The organism is Hufsiella ginkgonis, assembly GCF_009834915.1.
GTDB lineage: Bacteria > Bacteroidota > Bacteroidia > Sphingobacteriales > Sphingobacteriaceae > Hufsiella > Hufsiella ginkgonis.
Genome location: NZ_WVHS01000002.1, coordinates 367,602 through 387,703 on the forward strand (window position 1 = coordinate 367,602; position 20,102 = coordinate 387,703).

Below are 20,102 nucleotides of genomic sequence, written 5' to 3' on the forward strand. Positions count from 1 at the left end.
TAAATAATAAATTGACTGTACGTTCAATTAATATATTAATCAGTCCTTAACCTCGCCTTAATATGGCAAGGGGAACTTCGCTGTGTTAAAAAGCCTGTCTTTATCTAAACTAATAACTACGGATCAAATGAAAACAAAGCTACTTTATGCTTTCCTGCTTCTATTTACCTCAGCAAGCAGTTTTGCGCAGGGCATCGCCGTAAAAGGTGTTGTCACGGATGCAAAGACCCGGGAAACCCTTCCCGGCGTAAACATTATGGTAAAGGGAACGAGCGTGCACATCGCGACCAACAGCGACGGCGTTTATACCCTGAACGATCTTAAACCGGATGCAATACTGGTTTTTACCTACGTAGGGTACAAACAGGAGGAAGTGGCCTGGGGCGGAAAACGGGAACTCGACGTAGCGCTGTCTGCCGACTATGCCAACCTTGGTGAAGTGGTGGTCATCGGTTTCGGTACCAAGAAAAAGATCAACGTTGCAGGTGCGGTAGACCAGATCTCGGGGAAACAGCTCGAATCCCGGCCTGTTACCAACGCGCTGCAAGGTTTGCAGGGGATTAGCCCGGGCCTGAACATCACTTACCCGGGAGGATCTCCCGGTACGGTGCCAAACATTAACATCAGGGGGTATACCTCTATTAACGGCGGTTCCCCTTTGATCGTAATCGACGGCATCCCGGCAACCAGCAACGACGACCTGCTGAGGTTAACGCCGGCAGATATCACTTCGTTTACCGTACTGCGCGATGCGGCATCGGCTGCTATCTATGGCGCCAGGGCGGCATTTGGCGTGATCCTGGTAACCACTAAACAGGGTGTGGCCGGGCACAACGAGATCAAATATAATACGTTCGCTTCCTGGTCGAGGCCGACTATATTGCCCAAACCGGTTACGGATCCTTACATCTTTTCGAGGGTTTTGGAGACGTCGACCGATAATACACCCTGGGATTACGTGAATTATTCTGATGAGTATTATCGCTGGGCGAAAGAGCGGTCGGAAAACCCGTCTATTGCCGACACCCGGCTCAACCCCGCCGACCCGACGAAATGGTCATATATGGGTAGTAACGATTGGTATGGATATTTCTTTAACGATGCGAGTTTATCTAAAAACCATACGCTGAGCCTGTCCGGCGGCGCCGCCGTGAACGGCAAGCCGTTGACTTATTACTTATCGGCTGATTACACCAGAGAGAACGGTCTGAACAAGCTGACAGCCGACTACTGGGACCGTTTCGGAGGCAGGTCCAAAGTAGGCTTTTCGCCGCTTACATGGTTGAAAGTAGATAACAACCTGAATATCTACCAAACCAAGCGCGCACTTCCGAATTCGAGCATCACCGATTTGTACTACCTGATGCCAACTGACGTGGCAAGAAATCCCGACGGTACCTGGGCCAACACGGCTGCGGGTAAGCTTGCGGCTAAACTGGTCGACGGGGGCAACAGCAACCAGGATATGTTCGGTTTCCAGAATATTACCGGCGCTACCGCAATGTTCCTGAACGGCGATCTCCAGGTGAACGGCGACGCCTCTTTTAAGCGCGAATTGTGGAAAACACATGCCGATGCCAGGAAATATAAAATAGGCTACGGACCGAACGATATCCGCGAAGAAGGCGGAACAGGATCAGTAAGAGAGGCGAACAGTTACTTATATAACAACGCGTTCAACTTGTATGCTACCTATAAGAAAACCATTGGTGATCATTTTATGAGCGCCATGGCCGGTTTTAACAGCGAAGACTACAACTACTCCACGGTAACTGCTTCTAAAGATGTACTTATCTCCTCGTCCCTGCCGTACCTGTCGCTTACCAGCGGTACCGCTACGGCAAGCGCGGGCTATTCGGCCTATGCCACCAACAGCGTATTTTCGAGGTTGAACTACACGTTTAAGGACCGCTATATCCTGGAAGCTACCGGCAGGTATGACGGATCGTCGCGTTTCCCGGTCGAAAGACGCTGGGGCTTTTTCCCATCAGCTTCAGTTGCCTGGGTAGCAAGCGCCGAGAAATTCTTCGAACCGCTGTCGGCCGCGGTAACGACCTTTAAACTGCGTGCTTCTTATGGTGATCTTGGTAACCAGAACGTAGGCGATTTCGGGTATATCCAATCGCTGTCAACGGGTACTTCCGGTTACCTGATCGGCGGCGCCGGACAAAACCAGGTCATTACCGGCGCGCCGGGGCTCAGCGTCGACCCGCAAACGTATACCTGGGAACGCGTTTCAACCCTGAACATGGGTACCGACATCAGCTTCCTGAACGATAAATTATCCGCCACGTTCGATTATTACATCCGCGATACCAAAGGCATGCTAACTGCCGGACAGGAATTACCGGGCGTGCTGGGTACTGGCGTGCCGCGGCAGAACGTAGCAGATCTGCGCACCAAAGGATGGGAGTTGTCTGTTTCCTACCGCGATAAATTCAAACTGGGGTCAAAAGCTTTCGGCTTCGAAGCCAAGGTTTTCCTGGCCGACTCAAAAGCAAAGATCACCAAATTTAAAAACGACCAGAACCTGTTTTCCAGCTATCGCATAGGACAAACGCTTGGCGAGATCTGGGGACTGGAAAACGACGGCATGTTCCGCAGCAAAGAGGAAATTGCCGCGCTGAACGAATCTGCCGTGATCCCCTGGGGAGCGCTGTCGATCGTAGAAGGCTGGCCGAAATACAGGGACCTCGACGGGAATAAAAAGATCGAGCGCGGCCTGAGCTCCAATGACCCTAAAGATTTGAAAATCATCGGTAATAGTTCTGATCGCTACAGCATCGGCACCAACCTGAACATGGATTATGCCGGTATCGATCTTTCCGTGTTCCTGCAGGGAGTATTGAAAAGAGATTTTTACCCGCACCACTACCTGTTCTGGGGGCCTTACCAGCAACCTTATGCGAACGTTTATCCCTGGAACCTTGATTTTTACCGCGGTGCGGACGAATCTGCGGCACAACGCGCTAAACATTCTGCCTCTTATATCGCTGCCGGACTCGCCGATGCGAACAAAAACTCCGCCTACCCGGTACTGCAATCCTGGCTGGCAGATGCCAACTACGGAACCGGGCTGGATATTCCGCAAAGCCAGTACCTGCTAAATGGCGCTTACCTGAGGATTAAGAACGTGGCTTTAGGCTACACATTCCCGGCCAGGTGGACAAAAAAGGCGGGCATCGCCCGTTTACGTGTGTTCGCTACCGGCGAGAACTTATACGAGTTTTCTTCCATTAAAAAATACATCGACCCGGAAGCGGTTAACCAGGGGCCAAGCGCATGGGCCTATCCGTTCCAGCGCAGGTATGCTTTTGGCGTAAACCTTGGATTTTAACTCATTAACAGATAAGCGTTTAAATTACTCTAATGAAACCATACTACGCCGATACCATACAAACGTCGCTGAAGGACCTGCCGGCACATGATAGTTTCACCACCAAAAAAAACAGTTAATTCTGATGAAAAAGTATATCGTATTATTTATCACGGCGGTGAGCATGCTTGCTGCCTGTAAAAAGGGGGAGCTTGACCGTTTTCCTCAAACCTCTACTTCGCCGAACCTGTTTTTCAACACCGAAGAAGACCTGTCGCTGTACGTAAACGGTTTATTGTCGCAGCCAGATCGCGGCACTTACCTCAACGATCAGAGCACCGATAACGTGACCACCACCGCGGCAGTCGAGGTAAAAAATATCATGGTTGGGACCGCCAACGCCCAGAACATCACTACCGGGTGGAGCTGGACCAGGTTGCGTAACATCAACTACTTCCTCGAGAACTATCCCAAAGCGCAGGTAACCGCTGCCGTAAAGAACCATTATGCGGGCTTGGCCAGGTACTACCGGGCGGAGTTTTACCTCGACAAAGTGAAGCGTTTCTCTGATGTGCCCTGGTATTCGACCACGCTCGATCCTACCGACGAGGAACTGTTTAAAGCACGCGACCCGCGCACCCTTATCACCGACAGCATTATGGCCGACCTTGATTTTGCGTACAGGAACGTAAGAGAGAGCGTACCCTCAGGAACACCCGGTAAGTGGGCAGTGGCGACGCTATACGCCCGCGCCGCCTTGTATGAAGGTACTTATCGTAAATACCACGACGAGCTCAACCTAAAAAGTACGGCCAATACCTTCCTCGAAACCGCCGCAAGGATTTCCGGTGAAATGATCGCCGCTAAAAAGTACAGCATCTATAATACCGGCCGGCCGGAGCAGGATTACGGAACGCTGTTCTCGAGCCAGGACCTGACAGGTAATAATGAAGTGATCCTGGTCAATATTTTCGATCTCAGCAAAGGAAAAAGCCAAAACGTAAACTCGACCGTATTCGGCGATTATGAGCAGGCTCCCGCGAAAGACCTGGTGCAAACCTACCTGATGAGAAACGGAAGCCGCTTTACCGATGTCGCGAATTATATACAACTCGGTTTCGTAGACGAATTTAAAAACCGTGATCCGCGCATGTCGCAAACCATGGTATACCCGGGATGGGTGAGAGTGCCTGACGCGACACCATACATTCAGCGGTTAAATAAAAACTTCACCGGCTATCACCAGTTGAAAGGCTATGTGAACAGTACCGATAATGCCATCTTAAACGGTGTGGATTTCCCGGTTTACCGCTACGCGGAAGTGCTTCTTACTTATGCGGAAGCATTGGCTGAACTGGGTACGTTAACACAAACTCAATTAGACCAATCGCTGAACCTGTTGCGGAAAAGAGCGGGCTTGCCCGACCTGAACCTGGCAGCCGCCAACGCCGGCCCCGACCCGGTTTTGCAACTGCAATACCCGGGCGTGGCTGCCAATACAGGTGTGATCCTGGAGATCCGTCGCGAACGCAGGGTTGAATTCGCCTTTGAAAACATGCGCTTCGACGACCTGATGCGCTGGAAAGCAGGTAAATTGCTCACCAAAAGCCCCGAGGGTATGTACTTTAAAGGATTAGGAAAATATGACATGACCGGCGATGGGGTAGATGATATTATCCTGATCGACCGCACCGTGACCATCCCTGCAGAAGATCAGAAGGAGAAAAACTCCCTGGGTGTGAAGCTGGTATATTACCGCGCAGGCGTAATCGGTTCTGACGCCACCGTTTACCTGAAAAATGGAAACAACGGGGGCGTCATCATTACCGAAAATGTTGTGCGGAACTTCGAGGAGCCGAAACATTATTATCGCCCCATCCCACAACAGCAAGTAACGTTAAATCCTAAATTAAAACAGATCTTCGGCTGGTAATACCCATGGAAATAAGCAGGAGAACCTTATTGAAAGCGGCCGCAATGGCTGCAGGCACGGCTGCTGCAGGCGGCCTGCCTGCTTTTGCATCGCCGCCAGCCGAACGTGAGAGGGGCAAAGGTCCCGTGCTCACCATAGCGCACATCACAGACGTGCACATCCACGCAGGAGAAAACGCCCCCGCGCGATTCAAAAACGCCTTAAAGCAGGTCATCTATAAGCACAAACCTGATTTCTTTTTAAATGGCGGCGACTCTATCCACGATGCCTCGTATGACAATGTGGTGCGTGAACAGGTGACAGAACAATGGGCCATCTGGGACGATTGCCTGAAACTATTGAGCGAATACGAGATCTACAGCTGCATTGGCAACCACGACCCATGGTGGAAGGCACCGGCCAAAACCGACGAAATGTACGGGAAGGATTACGTGGTGAAGCGGCTGAAAATCCCGGCCCGCTATTACAGTTTCTCTAAAAAGAACTGGCACTTTATTATCCTCGACGGAAACAACGAAAAGATCTCCCTGGACGCCGAACAATACACCTGGCTTGAACGGGAACTGGAAAAGATACCCGCATCAATCCCGACGCTGCTGATGTCGCATTATCCCATCCTGGGTACCACGCAGGTGCTGGTAGGCGGCGGGCATTCGGACTGCAAGAAGCTAAAGGACTTGTTTTACAAGCACCGGGATAAAGTGAAGGTTTGCCTGAGCGGGCACAATCATTTATCAGATCGCACCAGCTATAATAATGTACTTTATTGCTGTAATGGTGCCATGAGCGGTTACTGGTGGGGGAAAGGCGATGCAGAATCGGCAGGACAAGGGTACTACCTGGAAACGCCGCCTGGATATGCTATATTGAAGCTCTACGCCGACGGGACCGTAGAAAACGACTATTTTTCGCATTCATTTTAACACATTACAAACATATCAAAGACGATGTTAAAGATCATCCTCCCCATAGTATGCCTTTCTTTGTCGGCATCCGCGTATGCCCAGCAGCGCCAAAAGAAGGCGATTTATATTATTGCCGACGGCATTCCCGCGGACGTGATGGAACGGTCGCCCATGCCTAATTTTAAAAAGATCATTGCCGCCGGATCGTACTCGCGCATACACGTAGGTGGCGATAAGGGAACCTACAATGAAACCCCCACCATCTCCGCCGTAGGCTATAACAGCCTGCTTACCGGCACCTGGGTGAACAAACATAACGTGCCCGACAATAACATTAAGGCGCCGAATTACAATTACCAGCACATTTTCAGGTTATTTAAAAGCCAATACCCCGCAAAAAAGACGGGCATTTTTTCCAGCTGGACCGATAACCGCACCAAACTCCTGGGAGACGGACTGCCGGCAACCGGCAACTTTAAGCCGGATTATGTTTCCGACGGGTACGAGCTGGACACCGTTCGCTTTAAACACGATAAAAAATCGGATTACATGCACCTGATAGACGATGAAGTAGCGCAACAGGCGGCGAATACCCTCCGCGTAAATGCGCCCGATCTTTCGTGGGTTTACCTGGAATATACCGACGACATGGGTCACCGCTATGGCGACAGCCCTGAGCTTGCCAACGCCATGACCATGCTGGATGTGCAGGTGGGCAAGATCTGGGACGCGATCAATTACCGCCAGGCGAAATTTAAAGAAGACTGGCTGATCGTGATCACCACTGATCATGGACGGGATGAAAAAACAGGTCGTGGTCATGGCGGGCAGTCGGAGAGGCAGCGCACCACCTGGATGGTCACTAATTTTAAGGACCTGAACACCTACGCGCAATATTTCGATATGGGGGTAGTGGACATCATGCCATCTATCGCCCGTTACCTTGACGTAGCGCTGCCTGAAAGCGTCGCCCGCGAAATTGACGGCACGCCTTTTATCGGTCCTGTATCCATCACCGCCCTCAAAGCTAATTACGTACAGCAGCACCTCGACATCAGCTGGAAAGCCCTGGAAAAAAAGGGTAAAGTAAAGATCTGGGTGACCACCACCAACAACTTTAAAACAGGGGAGAAAGACACCTATCACCTCCTGGGAGAGGTGGACGTGGCGCAGCAGCATTACTTCGCAAACGTAACAGGTTACCCCTCCGAATTCTACAAGCTGATTGTCGAGGCGCCGGCTAACAGCGTCAATAAATGGATCAGTTTAAAATAACTCCGGTTAAAAACGAAATGGTAGAGTAAATTCGTTTATTCTACCATTTTACCCGACTTCTTCAGGTACCTTACCGTTGCGTAAAATAACACCAGCACTACCAGCACGGTAATAGCCAGGATGTTCCGTAAACGCTCATCGCTGAAAAGGATATCATCGTACTTAAATAACAGGATCGCGCCAATCCCCATCAACCATACAAACTGGGTATTGTACTCTTTCAGGATCCAGCGGTTAAAGTTGAATTTCATGCTTCCCATGGTGGTGCTCAGGCCCTTCACATTAATCACCCAGCGGTTAACGCGTGCACAATATTCGTCGAACTGCCTGCCAAACTTGTTCCGCAAAAAGTTTTCCTCCGCCAGTACAATCGCCTGGTAAATAAAAAGGAAGAGCGGGATGAACAGTGCAACGAACAACAGGGAGTTGCTCAGGATCCCCACACCGACCAGCATCAGGATATTACCTACGTACAAAGGATTGCGTCCATGGTTAAAGATCCCTTCCGTAACCAGGTTCTCAGCGTATACTTTTTTATCCTTTCCGCCACGGACGATATACGCCAGGCCGATGGTAATTCCCCGGATCACCTGCCCGGTTACCGTTACTACCAGCCCGATAATGATCGGCCATAAATAATAATGGTCGCCAAACGTCTCCGGTCCGAATACTTTCCGCGATGGAATAAACAATGCCAGGTAAAGAAAAATGAATAGGTTGTTCCTATATTTAAAGAAAAAGTTACCGATTTGTATCATTTACGTTGTACGTTATAAGTTCTCCGTTATATGCAGGCGCCCGGCACGCATAACGTCCGGCGTCAAACGTATAACGTAATTCTATTTCACTGCGATCATTCCGCAGAAATTATACCATTTAAAGAAAGTTTCGCAATGGGTAAAGCCTGCTTCGCGGAGCATGAGGTTATTTTCACTCAGTTTATAGGGGATCAGCACGTTCTCGAGTGCTTCGCGCTTTTGTGAGATCTCCATGTCGCTGTACTGATTCCGGCGTTTATAGTCGTAATAATACTTGATAAAATCCCGGTTAAAAGAAGTTTCCTCCGCGAGGATCTTTTCAGACAGGATCAGTACGCCCCCGGGGGTAAGGCCTTCGTAGATGGCGCGAAGCAGCTTATCGCGGTACAGCGGACGGATAAACTGGAGCGTGAGGCATAACACCACCACCGAGGCGTTGGTGATCTTCACGTTATCGCCCAGGTCGGCTACGCGTAGTTCGTACGGACGTGTAAAACCGGCCTCCCTGAGTTTTACATCGCATTTTTCGAGCATCTCTACTGAATCGTCGATACCAACGAAACGGATATCCGGTGAAACCAGTGTATTCATGCCGATCATGGTGGTGCCGGTGGAGCAGCCAAGATCGTAAATATCGGTTCCCGGCTGAACGCGGTCGGCCGCCAGCTCAGCGATCATGCGCTGGATCTCGCCGTAATAGGGCACCGAGCGGCTCACCATGTCGTCGAACACACTGGCGACTTTTGCGCCGAACTTAAAATCCGAAACCTTATTGATCTCTTCTTTAAAAACTTCGTCTTTGGGTTGTTTTGGAGCGGCAGGCATTTGCTTCATTTAACTAAAGGCATAAAGATAACAATGAATAAGGAATAATGGAGAAATCATTAATTTTGCGGCCTCATTAGATAGCAGCGGAAATATGAATAAGCAAGTGAAAGTAGGATTGGTACAGATGACCTGTACTGCCGATAAACAGGAAAACCTGGCCAAGGCAGTGGAAAGAGTGCGGGAAGCCGCCCAGAAAGGCGCGCAGATCGTGTGCCTGCAGGAGCTTTTTACCTCTCTTTATTTTTGTGATGCAGAGGATTATGACAATTTCGCCCTGGCGGAAAGTATACCCGGCCCGTCGTCCGACGTTTTGAAAACGCTTGCGGCGGAGCTGAACGTAGTGATCATCGCGTCGCTATTCGAGAAACGCGCCCAGGGGATCTACCACAACACCACAGCCGTGCTGGATGCGGATGGCGCCTATCTCGGCAAGTATCGCAAAATGCATATCCCTGACGATCCCGGGTTCTACGAGAAATTTTATTTTACTCCCGGGGATCTCGGTTATAAAGTATTTAAAACAAAATTCGCCACCATCGGCGTGCTGATCTGCTGGGACCAATGGTATCCCGAAGCTGCCCGCATTACCTCGCTCATGGGCGCCGAGATCCTGTTTTACCCTACCGCTATCGGTTGGGCACACACACAGAACGACGACACCAATACCGAGCAATATAACGCCTGGCAAACCATCCAGCGCAGCCACGCAGTAGCCAACGGCGTACACGTAGTGAGCGTAAACCGCGTGGGAAGCGAAGCGGGCATCAGGTTTTGGGGCGGTTCTTTTGTAGCCAACCCGTTCGGCAGCGTCATTTACCAGGCCTCGCACAGCGACGAGGAAGTGATCGTGCAGGAAATCGACCTCGCTAAAACCGATAGCTACCGCACGCACTGGCCGTTTATGCGCGACCGGAGGATCGACTCCTACAGCCAGATCACGAAGCGGTATATTGACGAGGAGTAGGTGGTAGTTATCAGTTGTCAGTGGTCAGTAATCAGTTATCAGTTGTCAGTTATCACTGATCGGTTATGAATAGTCAGTTGCCAGTCATTGGTTGCCAGTTTAATTGCGTGTAGTTTCCGGTTGTAGCCGCCGGACAACCCGGGATAGGAACTGATTACTGACAACTGATCACTGATAACTGATCGGTTATGAATGGCCAGTTGCCGGTCATCAGTGCCAGTTTAATTACGTGTAGTTTCCGGTTATAGCCGCCGGATAACCCGGGATAGGAACTGATTACTGATTACTGACAACTGATCACTGATAACTGATCGGTTATGAATGGTCAGTTGCCAGTCATCAGTTGCCAGTTTAATTACGTGTAGTTTCCGGTTGTAGCCCCCGGATAACCCGGGATAGGAACTGATTACTGACAACTGATCACTGATAACTAATCCCGCTGACCCGCTTTCCTTCTTTCTAACCTCGCAAACGCTGCCTTCGATCCATAATACATCCCCGCGAACAGGAACGGGCAGGTGAGGAGCCACAACAGGAGCCCGAACATATTTACCACGAACAGCGTGGTAATGGCGTGCCAGGGATCTTTCGTGATCATAGAGGTGATATCTGCCAGGGTATAGTTAAATTTCCGGTCACTCAGCAGCGTTGTGCCGAACTTCAAATAGGGAATGAACAACAACAGCTGCAAAGGATAAACCAGGTGACATACCAGCTGGTTGACCGCTAAGTTGATCCTCAGCACCAGCGACAAGGTAATACTTAAAACGGTGGTCGAACCCAACAACGGAATGATCCCGATACACAATCCCCAGGCCGATGCCAGCGCCAATTTATGCGGCGTGATGCCCATCGTGAGAAATCCCCTGACCTTTTGAAATAGTTTGGCAAACATGCTGCGATATACGAGATTTATAGAAAGGAAACACTGATTACCGGAAAATATTCGTGAATACCGCCGCAGCAACAATTACATACTTGTATCACCTCTGCGATACCAAACGGTTCCATAAACGAATAGCGGGAATAAAAGCGCCGATAAAAGTAATCCCCAGCTTGACCTCCTTCATTACTTTCTAATACTTAATTTTGTCTCCATATGCATTCCCGCGTGCGGGCTTTAAACGACTATAACACCTTAAAACATCATCTATCACATGAACCACTGGCTCGTAAAATCCGAACCCCATAAATACTCCTGGGAAAAATTCAATGAAGATGGGCGTACTTCCTGGGACGGCGTACGCAACTATGCAGCGCGTAACAACCTGCGCGACATGCGGGAGGGCGACCTCGTATTATTTTACCACAGCAACGAAGGCAAAGAGGTGGTAGGCATTGCCAAAGTGGTGGCGGAATCGTACCAGGACCCCACCACCGAAGATCCGAATTGGCTGGTGGTAGATCTTTCGCCCGTAGAGCCGCTGAAAAACCCGGTAACCCTGACCCAGATCAAGGCAGACGTCGCCCTGAAAGATATCGCACTGGTGAGGCTCGGCAGGCTGTCTGTCGTTCCCTTAAAACCGGAGGAGTTCGACAGGATACTGGAACTGTCGGCGAACGTTTTACGTTGACATTACACGTTAAACCCTTTACTCTCCTAATTCATCCCCATAAAAAGTCAGTATTAACTAAAAAGCGCTTTCAGCTCCGTGGCATCGGCGGGCTGCATTTTCCCGCCTAGGATGAGGCGCAGCTGCCGGCGGCGCAAAGCCCCCTCGAACAGCAGGTGATCTTCTTCGGTTTCCGGAACCAGCGAAGGCACAGGCGTAGCGACGCCTTCTTTTTGCACGGCTACAAAGGTGTAATATGCCTCATTTGATTTGATACGGGTGCCTGAGGGGATATTTTCCGCCCATACATCCAGCCTTACCTCCATGGAGGTATTAAACGCCCGGGTCACTTTTGCTTCGATGGTAACCACATCGCCCAGGCGGATGGGTTGCTTAAACGACACATTGTCTACCGATGCCGTTACAACAATGCAGTTACAGTGTTTTTGCGCCGAAATCGCAGCGGCGATATCCATCAGGTGCAGGAGCCGGCCTCCCATCAGGTTGTTCAGTGTATTGGTATCGTTAGGCAGCACGAGCTCGTTCATTATAACGAACGAATCTTTGGGGGTCTTTGAAGTCATCGGGAGCAAAGATAGCGAGTAATAATCATGTTTGGGCGTTTTACGTCCAACCTCCCTCACCTGCCATTCACCACGATCTCTCTATATCCCACCAGCTCATCCCATCTTCCTCCCGGCTTGCGGTAATAAAAAAGCAACTGGTAGGTGTTGTTGGTCTCGAAGTGGGAACCGTCAAAAACCGTATCATCGGTTACTTTTCCTTTATCATCGGCCCATACATAATGGTAGTCGTAAAGACCCTGTTTAAGGAAAAGGGAGCCTGTAAAGCGTTTATGCGCCTCGTCATAGGCCATCCGGTTCTCCGGCGTGAGGCGGTAATCGTTAAACTTCCCGACAATGTAGGCGCTGCCGCCTTCCGTGGGCGGAACGGCAGACAGCGCAAATTTCACGCTGGCGTAATCGGCGTCGGTGCGGCTGTCGCGGCCTTCCTGGTTTCTCACGAGGAAATTACCGTTATTGTCGTAAAAATAAGTGTAGGCAGCAGCGCTTATATCCGGGTCGTTAAGCAGGTACACCGCATTGGCCGTGTCTTTCACGATCTTGGCGATCCGCTCAGACTGGTAGCGGAGACTGATGAAATCCAGTCTCCGGAATTCGATCCCTCCCAAAAAATCGAGTTTTTGCAGATCGTTATACACCAGCTGGTTCTGCCGCACATAGGTCGGCCGGCCGGCCCATTGCGCCTGGTCATCGCGACCGTTCTGGATCACCAGCGCCTTTACATCGAGATACGGGTTCTGGATCATAAACTGGTGGTTAACCGAGAAATTGATCTTCTGTCGCCTTTCGCGCTCGCGGACGTTGGTAGACGGGCCTACGTCGGTGGTCATGGAAACCTGCTGGTTCACCACGTAAAAGCGGCGCGTAAAAGCCGGTTTCCGCGCATCGTCCTCGTAAACCTTCAACAGGTAATTTCCGGAGATTTTCGGCTTAATGGTGAAATTCGGGAGTACCAACTCATAATGGGTATACTTCTTAAGGGTGTTTACAGAGATGCGGTAGTCGGTGATCCGGTCCTCCGTAAAGCCTTCCATATAATCAAGCGGGGAGATGCGGCTGGTGTTCCACTCCGCATCGCAATGCTCGAGGGCGTACGAAAAATTATGGGTACCGGTACGAAGATCATCGAACGTCAGCAGCAATTCCTCCGAACCGCCCATGACCAGGACCGGGAACGACTGCTCTTTCCGGCGGTTATAGAATTCTACGGAACGGATGTAGGGCTTATATACGGCGTTTATGTTGCTGGTTTGCTGCGCGTGACCCGGGAAGACTACACCCGGAATGATGAATGTGCAAAGTATTACGATTTTTTTTAGCATATTTTATAAAGTCCAACGTCTTACGTAATAATATATTTGCCTTTCTTTCCCATAAAAGTATCATTTTATTCTATATGCCACGTTTTCTCGTTCCCGTCTTTATCCTGGTTTTCTTATCCGCGTTGATCGATTGGTACGCCTTCCAGGGAGTACACACCATCTCGGCATATTTCGAAGCGGCAGCCATCGCCGACCCCGTTTATTGGATGATCTCGGCCGCATCGGTGGGGTTGCTGATCGTGGCTACCGCCCGTTACGTGGCACAACGCAAAGCAACCATGCTTTTTAACGTAGCGGTGAACACTTTTCTTACCCTGCTTGTCACCAAACTGGTGTTCTGCCTGGTGTTGCTGGGTGAAGATATCTTCCGGCTCGGTTTTTACCTCATCAAGCTGGTAGTTACGCAGGGTGAAACCGTTACCGGCCGCGCGCCGAGATCGGTATGGATCAGCCTGGGCGCGGCGGTGGTTTCACTGATCCCGTTTTTCGCTTTCCTGTTCGGCATTACCAAGGGTAAATATCATTACCGGGTACACCGCACCATACTTACCTTTGCCGACCTGCCGGAAGCGTTTGACGGGTTCAGGATCATCCAGATATCCGATATCCATTCCGGGAGCCTCACCAACAAGAAGGAAGTACAGCGCGGTGTAAACATGATAAATGCACAAAAACCTGATCTTTTTATATTTACAGGAGATCTCGTAAACAATCGCTCGACAGAAATCGTGCCCCTCATCCCGGTATTTTCGCAGATCAGGGCGCCTTACGGACAGTTCTCTATCCTTGGTAACCATGATTATGGCGACTATGTAAGCTGGCCAACGCCTGACGAGAAACGAAAGAACCTCGCCAGCCTGAAAGATCACCACCGCTCGATGGGTTTTCGCCTGTTGCTGGATGAACATGTACGTATCACCCGGGGACAGTCGCATGTCAACCTGCTAGGGGTAGAGAACTGGGGTAAAGGTTTCGGCGAACGCGGCAATCTCGCAAAAGCGATGTCGGGCATCACCAATGGCGAGTTTAACCTCTTACTGTCGCACGACCCTTCTCATTGGGATGAACAGGTGAAAAACAATCCGCTAAAGATTCACCTTACTTTTTCGGGACATACACACGGCATGCAATTTGGCATCGAGGCGTTCGGTTTTAAATGGAGCCCGGTAAAATATCGCTATGCTAACTGGGCCGGCCTGGCCGAAGAGAACGGGCGTTACCTGTATGTAAGCCGGGGATTTGGCTTCCTGGGGTTTTCGGGCAGGGTGGGGATCTGGCCGGAGATCACGGAGGTGGTATTAAGGAAAGGCTGAGAACCGTTCACAGCTGGCATAGCAATACCCGGAGGGCTGCATCAGCACTAATAAGACACGATCGATAGCCTTCCTTCATCACTCAGCACCTACCGGTTGCTGATCTTTAACCGGTCCATATACGACTCGCCTACCGGGATGGTCTTCCCGTTTATATGCACCTGGTGACGCTCGATGCGATCGATATGATCTATCGCGGCCACATACGAACGATGGATGCGGATGAACTTCGCTTCTGGCAAAAGGCTCTCCAGTTCGCCGAAAGTCATACGCGAGAGCAGGCTCCGGTCCTTCATCACGAAGTTCACGTAATTGCCTGCCGCCTCGAGGTAATAGATATCGTCGAAGTTCACTTTTACCTGTTCATACCCGGTTTTAAGAAAAACATAGGATACGCTGTTATTCTTGTTCCGGGCATCATATAGCTCCTGTACCTTGTTGCACGCTTTTACGAAGCGGGGCAGGGAGAAGGGCTTGAGCAGGTAGTCCACGGCGTCGAGCTCAAAGCTGGTCACCGCATGTTCGGAGTAGGCGGTGGTAAAAACCACGAGCGGTTTTTTATTCAGGCTATGCAGGAATTCGATCCCGGAAATATCCGGCATTTTAATATCCAGGAAGAGCAGGTCGACCTGTTCCCGCCGCATATACTCCATCGCTTTAAAGGCATCGGTAAACACGGCTTTCAGCTCGATAAAGGAAACTTTTGAAGCATGTGACCGGATCACTTCGAGCGCAAACGGCTCGTCGTCGAGGGCTATGGCTATCATGGCGACTAAGTTAGGAAATTCCGGTTAAAAGTAATTATAAAGGTAATTTATATAACTAACTAATATAAAGCTAAATAAAATTACATATGCTAATATTGTACAGTCAAATGAATGAAGAACTCACGGGCGGTTTCCCGGATGATGAGCTTATGTTTATCAGGATATAATAAGGCCAGGCGCTGTTTGACGTTGTTAAGACCGATGCCTGAATGGTCCTTTTCCGGGTCGTCGCCCGACCGCGGGTGAATACTGTTATATACATCAAAATAAAGCTCGTTCTCATTGGTGTTCAGCGTGATCCGGATCCAGGAAGGTTTTGATAAACTGATCCCATGTTTAAAGGCGTTCTCGATAAAAGGGATCAGGAGCATCGGCGCTATACGCTTGTCTATCAACGCTTCCTCGATATTTACATCAACACGTATATCAGGTGATTCCTGGGTACGGAGCAACTGGAGATCGATGTAGTTACGCAGGTAATCCAGTTCCCGGGCGAGTACGATCTTGTCCTGGTGATTCTCATGGATCATAAAACGCATCATGTCGCCGAGCTTCTGGATGCCGTTCGCGGTGCGCTCGCTGTTTTCCTGCAATGCGGTTCCGTACAGCGTGTTCAGCGAGTTGAAGAGGAAATGCGGATTGATCTGCGAGCGAAGAAAATCGAGGCCGGCCTCAGACCGTCCCAGATCGGTTTTGAGCTGGTGCAGTTCGGTGTTCATCGATTCACGTCTTTTGTATACCTGCCAGGCCAGCGGTGCAGTGATCAGCAGCTGGAAGCCGGCATTAAACAGGTTGATGATAAGACCGGCATCCCAGCTGTAATAAATGATCAGCACGATAAAAGAGATCGGAAGCGTGCCCGCGGCAACCGACAGCGCTACCAGCCTGAGGTATGCGCCGAACTTTTGCTTCGCGGCCAGCACCCTTGGAATAAAGTCGTAGATCGAGTACCAATAGAGGCCAATAGCGAACGGCGCGATCAGGCCAACTAACCCGATGGCCTCTTTTGGAGCATTACCGCCCATCATCATCAGCATTATGATCATCCAGATCACCAGGGCGACGGCACATTCGCGGCTTATTGCCTGGTACTTGGGCGCGATCTTATTGGTATTCAACAGGATGTAACTGGCCGCATATTTAATAGCGGTATAGAACACGAACATCATCATAAGCCAGAATCCGTAGATCATGTTTTCCTTAAACACCTGGCCGTAAAAAGCGTCCAGGTCGGGATGGTCTACCACCACGTAACCTCTCAGCCAGGTATCGGTGACCGCGAAAATTAACCCCAGTCCCACAAATAGGAAAAGACAAAAGATCACGTTTAACGCTACGTTCCTGCGGCTCAGCAACGCTGGAGTGATGTTAAGGATCAACAGTACGAACGATGCATACAGCACCGTATAGCGCACCATTTTCGGGAGAAAGTAGTTGGCGAAATACGAATATTCCACATGCGCATCGTTAAACCGCCATTGCAGGCCATCAGTATCGCTTTGCGTAACCGCCCGCGATACGAGAAAAAACATCGTAAATACATATAGCACGGTGGCGAACCAGAACTCGGTTCTCTTCAGGTCAAAAGGTTTCTTTAAAAGATCTTCCATATTCATTTTTTGATGATACAATGGTAACCGGAACTTTCCGGGAGCGAAAAAAAATGTGACAGAGCGGCATTTTCATGGGATGGAACCTTACGTACCCTCATTACACAAGCATAAAAAAATATATCGTCGTTTCCGGTTCGATATCATGCGAGAGACCAACGGACCTGTATTTTATTTACCGGGGAATCAGTAGGAATATTGCCAGCCGCAAGAACTGTCTATCCGCTGAGCAAATATTATCCTGAAAATAGTTATTCACATTCCGGATAATGACCGGTCAATTTTTTCAACATTCCCCTTAAAAGCAAGTCAATCCATTAAATTCGCCGGATTAAACTGAACGGGTTGGCAAAAGACGCGAACAAAGAAACGCCTTTAATGCAGCAGTATTATGCCATCAAGGCGAAATACCCCGGCGCGCTGCTGCTTTTCAGGGTGGGGGATTTTTACGAAACGTTTGGTGAGGATGCCATCAAAGCGGCCGGCATTCTCGGGATTACGCTTACCCGGCGGGCGAACGGTGCGGCAACGCACATCGAGCTGGCGGGGTTCCCGCACCATTCGGTAGATACGTACCTGCCGAAGCTGGTAAGGGCCGGTCAGCGCGTGGCCATTTGCGACCAGCTGGAGGATCCCAAAACCACCAAGACCATTGTGAAACGGGGCGTTACCGAGCTGATCACGCCCGGGGTAGCGCATCATGACCAGATCCTGGCACAAAAATCCAATAATTACCTCGCGTCACTTTATTTTGACAAGAACCAGGCCGGCGCCGCCTTCGCCGACATTTCTACCGGCGAATTTATGGCGGCGCAAGGCGGTATCGATTACATCGGCAAGCTGCTGCAGAGCTTTAAGCCGAGTGAAGTGATCTTCCCAAAGAGCCGCAGCCGCGAGTTTGCGGAAATTTACGGAAGCAATTTTTATACTTACGCCCTCGATGAATGGCCGTATGCAGGCGATTACGCTTCGGAAACATTGCTGAAGCATTTCGACGTAAAATCGCTGAAAGGCTTCGGAATCGCTCACCTGCCCCTGGCCGCTACCGCTGCGGGGGTGGCATTGCATTACCTCAACGAAACCGAGCACCGCAACCTGCAGCATATTTCTTCGCTTTCGCGGATAGAGGAAGACCGGTACATGTGGCTAGACCGCTTCACCATCCGTAACCTGGAACTGGTAGGCTCGGCAAACGAGAACGGGAAAACGCTCGCGGATGTGCTGGACCGTACCTGTTCACCCATGGGAGCGCGGCTGCTGCGCCGGTGGATCGTGATGCCGCTGAAAGAAAAGAAACCGGTAGAAGAGCGCCTGGAAGTGGTCGATTTCCTGCTGAAGGACGACACGCTGCGTGAAAAGCTGGCACAAGAGATCCGACAGATCGGCGACCTCGAGCGGCTTATTTCCAAGGTGGGTCTCCAAAAGGTGAACCCCAGGGAGGTTTGCCAGCTGCAACGTGCGTTAACCGCCATAGAAACCATTAAAAAAGCCTGCGAGGCGACCGATAACAACGCGCTCCGGATCATCGCAGAACAGCTGAACCCCTGTGCATTGATGCGCGAACGGATTGCCCGGGAACTGAGCCCTGAGCCGCCCGTGCTGCTGGCAAAAGGCGGCGTGATGGCCGATGGCGTAGATGAGGAGCTCGACCGCCTGCGAAAGATCGCCTACGGCGGCAAGAACTACTTGCTGGAGATCCAGAAGCGTGAAGCGGAAAGTACCGGGATCCCTTCGCTGAAAGTGGCCTTTAACAACGTATTCGGGTATTACCTCGAAGTAACACATGTCCATAAGGAAAAAGTGCCGGCCTCCTGGATCCGCAAACAAACGCTTGTAAACGCCGAGCGCTATATTACGCCCGAGCTAAAGGACTACGAGGAGCAGATCCTGGGTGCCGAAGAAAAGATCATGCTGATCGAGAACCGGCTCTACAGCGAGCTCGTACAATTTCTCGGCAGTTATATCAACCCGGTTCAGCTGAACGCCCGTTTAGTGGCCAGGGCCGATGTATTGCTGTGCTTCGCAGAGCTTGCCCTCAAAAATTACTACGTTCGCCCGGTGATCAATACCGGCAGCGAACTGGATATCAAAGGCGGCCGGCACCCGGTGATCGAAAAGAACCTGCCTCCCGGCGAGGAATACATCACGAACGATGTACTCCTCGACAGCGAAAATCAGCAGATCATTATCATTACCGGCCCCAATATGGCGGGTAAATCGGCCCTGCTGCGGCAAACGGGACTGATCGTACTGATGGCCCAGATGGGTTGCTTTGTACCGGCAAAAGAGGCCAGCATCGGGTTGGTGGACAAGATCTTTACCCGTGTAGGGGCTTCAGACAACCTTTCTTCGGGCGAATCTACCTTCATGGTGGAAATGAACGAAACGGCAAGTATCCTCAATAATATTTCCGGGCGAAGCCTGGTGCTGCTCGACGAGATCGGCCGTGGCACGAGTACCTACGACGGGATCTCCATTGCCTGGGCTATCGCCGAGTTCCTGCACAACCAGCCGCACGCAAAGGCGAGAACGCTCTTTGCCACCCATTACCATGAGCTGAACGAACTGACGAACTCTTTTAGCCGGATCAAAAACTTTAACGTATCGGTGAAAGAGGTCGGCAACAAGGTGATCTTCCTGCGCAAACTGGTTCCGGGCGGCAGCGAACATAGCTTTGGGATCCACGTGGCTAAAATGGCGGGAATGCCGCAAAAGCTGATTTCGCGCGCCAGCGAGATACTGAAACGCCTCGAGCAGGAACGCACCGGCGGCGAACATATCAAAGACAGCATCAAGAAGGTGCAGCAGCAGGCCTACCAGCTGCAGATGTTCTCCATAGACGACCCGGTACTGATCAAGATCCGCGACCTGCTGAACAACCTCGATGTAAACACCCTCACACCGGTAGAAGCCTTAATGAAGCTCGATGAGATTCAGCGCGTATTGAAGGCCTGATTCCACACATGTTAATAAC

At 50.6% G+C, this 20,102-nt stretch carries 15 protein-coding genes; 8 read left to right on the forward strand and 7 right to left on the reverse strand.

What is annotated here, in order from left to right; genetic code table 11:
* Window positions 1-127: 127 nt before the first annotated feature.
* The 4 genes from GS398_RS08300 (at window position 128) to GS398_RS08315 (ending at window position 7,429) form a co-directional block, all read left to right on the forward strand.
* Entirely contained in the window at window positions 128-3,337 is a 3,210-nt protein-coding gene (locus tag GS398_RS08300; RefSeq protein WP_160906304.1) for a SusC/RagA family TonB-linked outer membrane protein, read from the forward strand.
* 124 nt (window positions 3,338-3,461) lie between these two features.
* On the forward strand, window positions 3,462-5,249 hold the full coding sequence (locus tag GS398_RS08305; protein WP_160906305.1) for a RagB/SusD family nutrient uptake outer membrane protein: 1,788 nt from the start codon (window positions 3,462-3,464) through the stop codon (window positions 5,247-5,249).
* Window positions 5,250-5,254: 5 nt separating this feature from the next.
* The gene (locus tag GS398_RS08310) at window positions 5,255-6,172 is read left to right on the forward strand and encodes a metallophosphoesterase family protein (RefSeq protein ID WP_160906306.1); all 918 of its coding nucleotides are present in this window, start codon (window positions 5,255-5,257) and stop codon (window positions 6,170-6,172) included.
* A gap of 24 nt (window positions 6,173-6,196) precedes the next feature.
* Entirely contained in the window at window positions 6,197-7,429 is a 1,233-nt protein-coding gene (locus GS398_RS08315; protein WP_160906307.1) for an alkaline phosphatase family protein, read from the forward strand.
* 35 nt (window positions 7,430-7,464) lie between these two features.
* Here the strand turns inward: GS398_RS08315 and GS398_RS08320 are convergent, their stop codons facing one another.
* Together GS398_RS08320 and cmoA are read right to left on the reverse strand one after the other, a co-directional pair.
* Window positions 7,465-8,187 carry a methyltransferase family protein gene (locus tag GS398_RS08320; RefSeq protein WP_160906308.1) on the reverse strand — a complete coding sequence of 241 codons (723 nt, stop codon included), beginning with the start codon at window positions 8,185-8,187 and terminating at the stop codon, window positions 7,465-7,467.
* Window positions 8,188-8,268: 81 nt separating this feature from the next.
* Window positions 8,269-9,012 carry a carboxy-S-adenosyl-L-methionine synthase CmoA gene (gene cmoA, locus GS398_RS08325; RefSeq protein ID WP_237488139.1) on the reverse strand — a complete coding sequence of 248 codons (744 nt, stop codon included), beginning with the start codon at window positions 9,010-9,012 and terminating at the stop codon, window positions 8,269-8,271.
* Window positions 9,013-9,106: 94 nt separating this feature from the next.
* Here cmoA and GS398_RS08330 point away from each other — a divergent pair, with 94 nt between their 5' ends.
* Window positions 9,107-9,979: a carbon-nitrogen hydrolase gene (locus GS398_RS08330; RefSeq protein ID WP_160906310.1), complete on the forward strand. Its 873-nt coding sequence runs from the start codon at window positions 9,107-9,109 to the stop codon at window positions 9,977-9,979.
* Between the two features lie 430 nt (window positions 9,980-10,409).
* Here GS398_RS08330 and GS398_RS08335 read toward each other — a convergent pair whose 3' ends face one another.
* Entirely contained in the window at window positions 10,410-10,874 is a 465-nt protein-coding gene (locus tag GS398_RS08335; protein ID WP_160906311.1) for a DUF2062 domain-containing protein, read from the reverse strand.
* A 262-nt stretch (window positions 10,875-11,136) separates the two neighbouring features.
* Between GS398_RS08335 and GS398_RS08340 the strand changes: the two genes are divergently transcribed.
* Window positions 11,137-11,553 carry an EVE domain-containing protein gene (locus GS398_RS08340; RefSeq protein ID WP_160906312.1) on the forward strand — a complete coding sequence of 139 codons (417 nt, stop codon included), beginning with the start codon at window positions 11,137-11,139 and terminating at the stop codon, window positions 11,551-11,553.
* A gap of 53 nt (window positions 11,554-11,606) precedes the next feature.
* On the opposite strand, the gene GS398_RS08345 is transcribed toward GS398_RS08340, so the two are convergent.
* On the reverse strand, window positions 11,607-12,116 hold the full coding sequence (locus tag GS398_RS08345; RefSeq protein ID WP_160906313.1) for an acyl-CoA thioesterase: 510 nt from the start codon (window positions 12,114-12,116) through the stop codon (window positions 11,607-11,609).
* A 56-nt stretch (window positions 12,117-12,172) separates the two neighbouring features.
* Complete coding sequence (locus GS398_RS08350) at window positions 12,173-13,438, reverse strand: type IX secretion system plug protein (protein ID WP_160906314.1); 1,266 nt, start codon at window positions 13,436-13,438, stop codon at window positions 12,173-12,175.
* Between the two features lie 74 nt (window positions 13,439-13,512).
* Here GS398_RS08350 and GS398_RS08355 point away from each other — a divergent pair, with 74 nt between their 5' ends.
* Window positions 13,513-14,751: a metallophosphoesterase gene (locus GS398_RS08355; protein WP_160906315.1), complete on the forward strand. Its 1,239-nt coding sequence runs from the start codon at window positions 13,513-13,515 to the stop codon at window positions 14,749-14,751.
* Window positions 14,752-14,840: 89 nt separating this feature from the next.
* Here the strand turns inward: GS398_RS08355 and GS398_RS08360 are convergent, their stop codons facing one another.
* Window positions 14,841-15,518 carry a LytR/AlgR family response regulator transcription factor gene (locus GS398_RS08360; protein ID WP_160906316.1) on the reverse strand — a complete coding sequence of 226 codons (678 nt, stop codon included), beginning with the start codon at window positions 15,516-15,518 and terminating at the stop codon, window positions 14,841-14,843.
* Window positions 15,519-15,607: 89 nt separating this feature from the next.
* A complete protein-coding gene (locus GS398_RS08365) occupies window positions 15,608-17,128 on the reverse strand; it encodes a sensor histidine kinase (protein ID WP_202405994.1) in 1,521 nt (506 codons plus the stop codon).
* A 345-nt stretch (window positions 17,129-17,473) separates the two neighbouring features.
* Between GS398_RS08365 and mutS the strand changes: the two genes are divergently transcribed.
* A complete protein-coding gene (mutS, locus tag GS398_RS08370; protein WP_160906317.1) occupies window positions 17,474-20,083 on the forward strand; it encodes a DNA mismatch repair protein MutS in 2,610 nt (869 codons plus the stop codon).
* Window positions 20,084-20,102: the final 19 nt, after the last annotated feature.